The 8,613-nt window shown below is 63.6% G+C and carries 8 protein-coding genes; 1 reads left to right on the top strand and 7 read right to left on the bottom strand.

From position 1 onward, the window contains the following. The 4 genes from ACREBX_RS00850 to ACREBX_RS00835 form a co-directional block, all read right to left on the bottom strand. Nucleotides 1-961 (bottom strand): mannitol dehydrogenase family protein (locus ACREBX_RS00850; protein ID WP_431559858.1); only part of this gene is annotated, 961 nt, incomplete at its 3' end. Next, complete coding sequence (gene uxaC / locus ACREBX_RS00845; RefSeq protein WP_431559857.1) at nt 958-2,370, bottom strand: glucuronate isomerase; 1,413 nt, start codon at nt 2,368-2,370, stop codon at nt 958-960. The genes ACREBX_RS00850 and uxaC, both read right to left, overlap by 4 nt. Then, complete coding sequence (locus tag ACREBX_RS00840) at nt 2,367-3,680, bottom strand: MFS transporter (protein WP_431559856.1); 1,314 nt, start codon at nt 3,678-3,680, stop codon at nt 2,367-2,369. The genes uxaC and ACREBX_RS00840 overlap by 4 nt, the downstream gene beginning before the upstream one ends. 69 nt (nt 3,681-3,749) lie before the next feature. Beyond that, nucleotides 3,750-3,911: a hypothetical protein gene (locus ACREBX_RS00835; protein WP_431559855.1), complete on the bottom strand. Its 162-nt coding sequence runs from the start codon at nt 3,909-3,911 to the stop codon at nt 3,750-3,752. Nucleotides 3,912-4,350: 439 nt separating this feature from the next. Here ACREBX_RS00835 and ACREBX_RS00830 point away from each other — a divergent pair, with 439 nt between their 5' ends. Then, nucleotides 4,351-5,358: a sugar kinase gene (locus ACREBX_RS00830; RefSeq protein WP_431559854.1), complete on the top strand. Its 1,008-nt coding sequence runs from the start codon at nt 4,351-4,353 to the stop codon at nt 5,356-5,358. Nucleotides 5,359-5,383: 25 nt separating this feature from the next. On the opposite strand, the gene ACREBX_RS00825 is transcribed toward ACREBX_RS00830, so the two are convergent. From ACREBX_RS00825 to ACREBX_RS00815, 3 genes are read right to left on the bottom strand one after another with little or no spacing between them, the layout of a single operon-like run. Then, nucleotides 5,384-6,118 (bottom strand): FadR/GntR family transcriptional regulator, encoded by a 735-nt coding sequence (locus tag ACREBX_RS00825; RefSeq protein ID WP_431559853.1) that lies wholly within the window; start codon nt 6,116-6,118, stop codon nt 5,384-5,386. 42 nt (nt 6,119-6,160) lie between these two features. Beyond that, on the bottom strand, nt 6,161-7,330 hold the full coding sequence (locus tag ACREBX_RS00820) for a Gfo/Idh/MocA family protein (protein WP_431559852.1): 1,170 nt from the start codon (nt 7,328-7,330) through the stop codon (nt 6,161-6,163). A gap of 14 nt (nt 7,331-7,344) precedes the next feature. Next, the gene (locus tag ACREBX_RS00815; RefSeq protein ID WP_431559851.1) at nt 7,345-8,610 is read right to left on the bottom strand and encodes a Gfo/Idh/MocA family protein; all 1,266 of its coding nucleotides are present in this window, start codon (nt 8,608-8,610) and stop codon (nt 7,345-7,347) included. Nucleotides 8,611-8,613 lie beyond the last annotated feature (3 nt).

Genomic DNA, 8,613 nt, shown 5'->3' with positions numbered 1-8,613 from the left:
CGCGCATCAGCCGCTCGATCACTGGCCGGATCGCCGGGTCGGCGATAGCCTGATGGACAAACGCGTGCCCTGCCCCAAGTCCGATATAGGCGAGCGCCGAATGCGCGCCGTTGAGCATGCGCAGCTTCGCGGTCTCATAGGGCGCGACGTCGGCGACAAGTTCTGCGCCCACCTCTTCCCAGCGCGGGCGCGGACCGGCGAAATCATCTTCGATCACCCACTGGCTGAAACCTTCGGTGACCACCGCACCCTCGTCGCGGACGCCGAGCACGGCTTCGACTTCGGCGCGGTCGGCCTCAGTGGTCGCGGGGACGATCCGGTCGATCATCGTCGCAGGGCATCGGCATTCGCTGTCGAACCACGCCGAGAGGCCCGGATGATAGGCGGCGAGATAGTCGCGCATCAGACGGCGCAGCACCGCGCCATTGCCCGCCAGATTGTCGCAGCTGAGCAAGGTGACGCCGCGCAGCCCGGCCGCCTTGCGCGCGGCCAGACCGGCGGCGACGAAGCGATAGAGGCTTGGGTTTCTGACCGCTGCGGCGATGTCGAGCGATCCGTCGGCGAGACGCAGACAGCCTTTCTCGGTGACGGTGAAGCTGACGATGTGCGTTGTCGGCGCGGCAATGGCGTCGATCACCGCCTGCGGATCGTCCGCCGCAACGAGCACCTTCTGCACCGCGCCGACCAGCCGCAGTTTCGTGCCCGCGGCGCTGCGCGTGCTGACCGTATAAAGCCCGTCCTGCGGACCTAGCTGCGCCGCGACATCGCCCGAGCGCAGCGACACGCCGATGATGCCCCAGTCACGATCGCCCGCCCCCATCGCATCGTCGGTGTAGACCGCCTGATGCGCGCGGTGGAACGCGCCAATGCCGATATGGACGATGCCCGCGGCCTGGGCGGCGCGGTCGTACCCCGGCGCCTGCACCGACGCCGGGAGCGGCGTTTGCGCCGACAATCTCACAGCTTGTAGGCCGCCTTGGCAAGATTGTAGCTGAGGTCGGCCGCGAGTTCGGCCGCCTCCCACTCCTCCATCTGGTGCTCGGCAACGAGCCCGGCGAGGAAGCCGCAGTCGATGCGGCGCGCGACGTCGTGGCGGGCGGGGATCGACAGGAAGGCGCGCGTGTCGTCGTTGAAACCGACACTGTTGTAGAAGCCCGCGGTCTCGGTCGTCTGGCTGCGAAAGCGCCGCATCCCCTCGGGACTGTCGTGGAACCACCAGGCCGGGCCGAGCTTTAGCGCCGGATAATGGCCCGCGAGCGGCGCCAACTCTCTCGCGTAGCTCGTCTCGTCCAATGTGAAGAGGATGATCGTCAAGGCGGCTTCATTGCCATATTTGGCGAGCAATGGGCGCAGCGCGTGGACATAGTCGGTCGGCATGGGAATATCCGCGCCCTTGTCGCGGCCATAATGGTCAAACAACCACGGATTGTGGTTGCGAAAGCTGCCCGGGTGGATCTGCATCACCAGCCCGTCGTCGAGGCTCATCCCCGCCATAACCGTCAGCATATGGGCGCGGAACAGTTCGGCATCGGCGGCACTCACGCTGTCCCCGGTGACGCGTGCGAACAGCGCTTCGGCCTCGACATCCGACAGGTCGGCGGTCGCCGCTGTCGGATGGCCATGGTCGGTCGAGGTCGCGCCCAGCTCGGCGAAGAAGGCGCGGCGATTGCGGTGCGCGGCGAGATAACCCGCGTAACTATAGGCGTCCTCACCGCTCAACTCGGAGAAGCGCCCCAAATTGTCGCGAAACCCCTCGAACTCGGGATCGACCACCGGATCGGGGCGATAGGCGGTGATGACGCGCCCGCCCCACTCGCCGCTTGCGTTGGCGGTGCGAATGGCCGCGTGGTGCTCGAGCGTATCGAGCGGGCTTTCGGTTGTTGCGATCACCTCGATCCCGAACCGATCGTATAGCGCGCGCGGGCGGAAGGCATCGGTCGCCAGCTTCTCGGTGATCTGGTCGTAATAGAGGTCCGACGTCTCTGCCGAGAATTGCACATCGAACCCGAAAGCCTCGGCGAACACCCAGTCCATCCACATCCGCGTCGGCGTGCCGCGGAACAAATGATAGTTTTGGGCGAACAGCCGCCAGCTCTCGCGCGGGTCGGCAGCCTTGTTACGGATCCCCAACGCATCGAGCGAAATACCCTGCGAATAGAGCATCCGGAACGCATAATGATCGGGATGCAGCAGGAACTCGGCGGCATTTCCGAACGATGCGTTGCCCGCGAACCAGCTCGGATCGGTATGCCCGTGCGGGCTGACGATCGGCAGGTCTGCAACCTCGTCATAAAGGCGCCGGCAAATATCGCGCTGCGCCGGGTCGGACGGAAACAGGCGGTCGGGATGAAGCTGAAACGGGCGGGTCATGCGGGGGTGCCTTCGCTTTCGACAGTGACCGGCGTCAGGCGCGGACTCAGGAGATGGAGCGCCAGCACAGCGAGAAAATAGACCGTCGTGCACACGGCGAAGATGATCGTATAATTGCCGTTTGTCGCGTCAAGCACCAGCCCCGTCGATTTGGCCATGATCATCCCGCCGACGCCGCCCATGAAGCCGCCGAGCCCGATCACCGACCCGACCGCGTGTTTGGGGAACATGTCGGGCGGGATCGACAGGATCGTCGATGAAAATGCCTGGTGCCCGGCGAGCGCGAGGCCGATCAGAACGATGGCCAGCCACATATTGTCGAGGCCCGTGACGAACAACAGGGGCAGGACGAAACAACCGGCGATCACCATTGTCAGCTTGCGCGCGAAATTGGGAGTGCGCCCGCGCTGGATCAGCTTCGAGGAGAGCCATCCACCCGCGATACTGCCGACGTCGGAGAGCAGGTACATGATGATCATCGGCAGCAGCACGACCTTGAGGTCGACATTATAGGTGCTGGCGAAATATTTGGGCAGCCAGAACAGCATCAGATACCAGACCGGATCGATGAGGAATTTCGCGACCGCAAACGCCCATGCCTCGCGCTTGGTGACGATTTTCGACCAGCCGATGCGCTCGATCTTTTCGGGCGGATCATGTTCGATCCACGCGAGTTCGGCATCGCTGACCTTCCCGCTCTCACGCGGATTGCTGTAGAGCCACAGCCACAATATCAGCAGGAGAGCGCCAAATGCGCCGGTGTAGATGAAGGTCTGACGCCAGTCGAAGCCCGCCCAGACCATGAACAGCCAGATCGTCGGCGCCGTAAAAATGACGCCGATCGTCGTTGCACTGTTAACCCAGCCGATCGCAAAAGCGCGTTCCTTTTGGGGGAACCATTCGCTCGACGCGCGAACGACGGCAGGGAAATGCCCCGCCTCGCCGACGCCGAGGACGACACGCGCGGCCATGAAGGAGGCAATCGACCCCGCGAAACCATGGGCGACATGGCCGATCGTCCAGATGGCGATCGCGATGCTGTAGCCGATCTTGGGGCCGAAGCGGTCGACCAGCCAGCCCATCAACAGGAAACCCATCGCGTAGGCGGCCTGAAACGCCATGACGATGTTGCCATAGTCATTCTCGCTCCACCGCATCTCGTCGCCGAGGACGGGCGCCAGCAGGCCGAGCATCGTGCGGTCGATATAATTGACCGTGGTCGCGGCGAACAGCAGCGCGACGATCAGCCAGCGATAGCGCCCCGTCCTCGACACCGGCGGCGTCGATCCTGCTGCAATAACCTGCGTCATATGTCTCTCCCGTGGCACCAGAAAAATGCCGGGATCCGTCCGAACGAACCCCGGCAAGGGTGGGGATGGCTAGAAGTTCTGCTCGCGCTTCTGCGCAGTACCGATGATCTCGCCCGCCGTCGCGTCGGGCGCGCCCTGAGCCAGGGCAAGCGCGCTGGTGGCTCCCGCAAGCAGCAAGGCTCCGCCAATCAAAGGCCGCGCGAATGCGCTATCAAAAAGAAAGGGCCGCATGATATTCTCCGCCACAAGTCCGGACGCTTTCCGCGCCCCTCTCTGGAGCCCCTATAAAGATTGGTCAGACCGATTGCAATAAGTGGTGTGTCACATATTGGCCATGAACGCCAAACTCATCATATGGATCGACCCACCGGCAAAAAATGCGAGAAACTAGCCAATTGTGGTGCAAAAAACCGGCATGTGAGAGCATTTTTCGCGGGCTGGATTGATGATGCCGAATGGGAAACGCGTATTGCCCGGGATTTTGTTAGCCCCTGTCACGCGGCGATAAAAAAGCGATTGCCAAAATTGGCCATACCAAATAGGCTTGCACATGCTCCGAACCGACTAGCCGGAAGAAGCAGGTCGAACTTGGAGACGATATAAGCGGACCGGCACCAGCCGAGACGATACCCCGCGCGGCCGGTATTCCGGCCGAAAGGAACTGACCTACATGGGACGCTTTGTCGCCTTTGGCGAAATCCTGCTGCGCATGTCGCCCCCGGGGCGCGAACTCCTGCTCCAGACGCCGCAGCTCGACGTCTGGATCGGCGGCGCCGAGGCCAATGTCGCAACCGCGCTCGCGCGGCTCGGCCACGACACGGCGATCGTCAGCGCCGTGCCCGACGATCCGCTCGGCGACGCGGCCGTCGCAGCGCTGCGGGGGCACGGCGTCGACTGTTCGGCCGTCGCGCGGCGGCCCGGACGTATGGGGGTCTATTATGCCGTGAGCGGCGCCGGTTTGCGCGCCACCAATGTGATCTACGATCGCGCCCACTCCGCTTTCGCCGGCGCGCTCGCGACCGACTGGGACTGGGACCGACTGCTCGTCGGCGCCGGCCGCCTGCACCTGTCGGGGATCACGCCGGCACTTGGCCCCAGCGGAACGGCGGCGGCCTTCGCTGCTGCAGACGCTGCGACGCGGCTGGATATTCCCATCTCTTTCGACGGCAATTATCGTGCGCGTTTGTGGGACAGCTGGAACGGCGATGCCAAGGCCATCCTGTCCCGGCTGGTCGGCCTGGCAGATATCATGTTCGGCAATCATCGCGACATCGCGCTCCTGCTCGGCCGCGATTTCAGCGATGACGGACCCGCGCGACGACGGGCTGCGGTGGACGCGGCATTTGATGCCTTTCCCAAGCTGGCGCTGATCGCCTCGACCGCGCGCCATGTCGAGGATGTGGACCATCATCGCCTCGCCGCGCGGATCGATACGCGCGATGACTTCGCCCAGACCCAGGAGATCAAGGTTGCCGGTATCGTCGACCGCATCGGCACCGGCGACGCATTCGCTGCGGGCGTGTTCGATGCGCTGCTGCGCGATCAATCCATTGCTGTTGCGGCGCAGATCGGGCTGGCCCTCGCCGCGCTGAAGCATTCGCTTCCCGGTGATGCGAGCCTGTTCGGGCGATCCGATATCGAAGCCTGCCTGAGCGAGGATTTCGATGTCAGGCGATAGGGATATGCAAAGGGTGTAACCCCATTTACTGGGCGTAGCGGCTCCGTTCGTCGGCGACCCGCTTTCGGGCCAGTTCGACCTCGTGCACTTCGGTTGCCTCCAGCAGCGCTTCGAGCACGCGTCCCAGATGCTTTTGCATCGCTGCGCGCGCCGCCGCCGGGTCGCGCGCTTCCAGTGCGAGGACAATGTCCTCATGCTCGGCAACGCTCGGGGTCACCCCCGCGATATGCGCCTTGCTGGTTAGCAAGCGATAAAGCGAAGAGCGGGCGCGCATGTCCCACAGCGATTCCACGACCGCGACGAAGGCGCTGTTCAGGCTCGCGCTTGCGATCAGTTCGTGGAACTGGCGGTCGGCCACTTCGGCGCGCGCGCTATCGGCGCCGGCATCGCCCATCGCTTTTACGAGCGTACGAAGCTCCGCAAGCTGTTCGTCGGTGATCCGTCCGGCAGCGAGCGCGGCAACCTCCCCCTCGATCTGACGGCGCGCTTCGAGCAATTCGAAAGGACCGACGTCGGCGGAGGGACCTTCAGCATCGGCATGCGACGTTGCCGTCACATAGACGCCCGATCCTTTGCGTACTTCGACCATCCCGTCGACCTCGAGCGCGATAATCGCCTCGCGAACCGTCGGCCGCGATACGTCATAAGACTGGGCGAGTTGCCGCTCCGACGGCAACCGCGCACCTATCGGATATTCCCCCGCCTCGATCTTGGCCGCGATATCGGTGGATACGCGTTCGTAGAGCCGTTTTGATTCCATGCCATTCCCCATGAGGAAACCGCTATCTTGTTGGCCTATACGTTACAAGGTCGCTTGTTGCCGAGCAGGCTTGGCATGCGCCTGCGCCGTCAACACCAGTTCAGCAGCGAGCAACGCTCCCTCCTGGTCTTGCGCCACCGATGTACCTTCCACGATGTCGGTGACAAACTGCGAGCCGAAGGGCAGAGGCACTTTGGAACAGTCCAGATAACGAACGCCCTTCCGGTCGGCGATAAGCAGGTGATTTCCGCCGGGCCGGCCGGCTATATCGACATATTTCCTGAGCTCGATATAACCCTCAGTACCGAGAATGAAGAGACGGCCATCGCCCCAGGTCGACAAACCATCCGGCGTGAACCAATCGACGCGAACATAGCCCGTGCCTCCGTCGCCGCTCAGCATCATATCGCCGAAATCCTCGAACGTCGGATGTTCGGGATGCGCAAAATTGCCGGTCTGCGATGCGACGACATGCGCGCGCTTGCTGCCCGTCAGATAGACGAACTGATCGGCCTGGTGGCTGCCGATATCGGTCAGAATTCCGCCGTTACGCGCCGTGTCCCAGAACCAGTCGGGCCGGGATGCCGCGGCCAGTCGATGCGGGGCAAGGTTGACGGTCTGGATGACGCGCCCGATCGCGCCGTCATGGACTAGCTGGCCCGCCATGACCGCGGCGGGCACTTCCAGCCGTTCGGAATACATGATCGCAAACTTGCGGCCGGTCTCCTTGATCGCGCGGCGAACCTCGGCAAGTTGCTTCAGCGAGGTAACGGCGGCCTTGTCGCTGAGATAATCCTTGCCCGCGCGCATGACGCGGATGCCCAGCGGCGCTCTCAGCCCGGGGATGGCTGCGCTGCAGACCAGCTTGATCGCGACATTGTCGAGGATCTCGTCTTCCGAACGCGCCAGCGCGATGTCGCCATATCGCGCGCTAAACATCGCAATCTGCTTGGGATCGGTCGCATAGAAGGTGGTGAGGACGCCGCCACCCCGGATCATGGCGTCGGTGATGCCATAGATATGATTATGATCGAGACCGATCACCGCGAACGGCACGCGATATTTTGCTTCGGGGGCCGGGCGTGCAGGCGCGCCCTCGGTCGGTGCATCGCCGCGCGCCGCGGATTGGCCCAGCGCATCGGCCGCGAAGCCCGCTGCGAGCCCAGCGGCAAGGCCAAGCCCCAGAAGATCGCGTCGGTTGGTATCGGTCATGGCTTGTTCCCCCTTCAGATGGCGACCAGCGAAGTCGGCCAGGTCATAATTTGACCGCTATCCATCGCCTGTTCGCCAAGCAGCGACGCGACGCTCGCGTAATAGGCCTGCGACAACAGTCCGGGCAGCGGCTTGCCCGTCCGCACCGCTTCGCCAAAGCCCTCGAACTGCAGCATCGTCTCGTCATATTCGCCCCAGCCAAGCGACTCCCCGGGGGTCGTTACGGGCAACTCGGCGAACCAGGTCGCGCCGCCGATCGGGACCGTCCGCTTATGCCCGCTCGCCACGTCGGCCTGCATCCGTAGCAGCGCCAGTTCCTTCGGCGGCAGTTCCGTATAAATGCGACCGAGTTCGGGTTCGATGGTCCCCTTGCTGCCCTGAATCTGTTCCTCGCAGCCGTAACGCGCGTTGTTCAGCAGCGAAGTGTAGATCAGTTTGCGGCCCCCAGCATATTCATAGATCAGCGCGACATGGTCATAGACTTGGCGTCCATCCTTCCAGAAACAGATGCTGCCCGATCCCATCACGCGGGTCGGCACGGCGTCGAAGAACAAATTGCTGACCTGAATCTGGTGCGTCGCCAGTTCGGTCATCAACCCCGCCGAGCTGTCACGATACAGGCGCCAGTTGATCTGCCGATCCGTCGCCCCGGCGGGAACGGGCCGGCGCCAGCTGCTTTGACGATGCCAACTGGCCCGGATCTGCGTAAGCGATCCGATTTCGCCCTCCTTCGCGCGGCGGACCGCGTTCAGATAGGTGGGTTTGAACATGCGCTGATGGCCGATCTGCAGCACCTTGCCGCTGTCCTGCGACCGTTTCACCATCGCGCCGCAATCGTCGATCGTGCGCGCCATCGCCTTTTCGCACCACACATGAAGCCCGGCATCGAACGCATCGAAGCTGTGCTGTTTATGAAGGTCGAGCGGGGTCGCGACCACCACCGCGTCGAGACCGCCCGTATCGAGCATCGCGCGGTGATCGGTGAAGGCGCGCGTCGACGCATCGACCAGCGCGCGCCCCTTTGCCAGATGCAGTTCGAAATTGTCGCAGATCGCGGCCACGGTGCAGTTGCGGGTCTTGGCGATATTCTGGATCAGGGCCCGGCCGCGATCGCCCGTGCCGATCACCCCCAGCCGCACGCGATCGCCCTTTGCCACCGGCGCCGCGCCAACCGCCGCACTTGCCCAGGGCGCCGCTACGGCCATCCCCGCGCCAGCCGTCGCCATCAGCACGCGATCGATGAACGATCGCCGTGACAGGTCGAAATCTTTGTCAGTCATAAA

This window comes from Sphingopyxis sp., assembly GCF_050725655.1.
Classification (GTDB): domain Bacteria; phylum Pseudomonadota; class Alphaproteobacteria; order Sphingomonadales; family Sphingomonadaceae; genus Sphingopyxis.
This window is presented reverse-complemented; position numbering and strand designations above follow the sequence as displayed.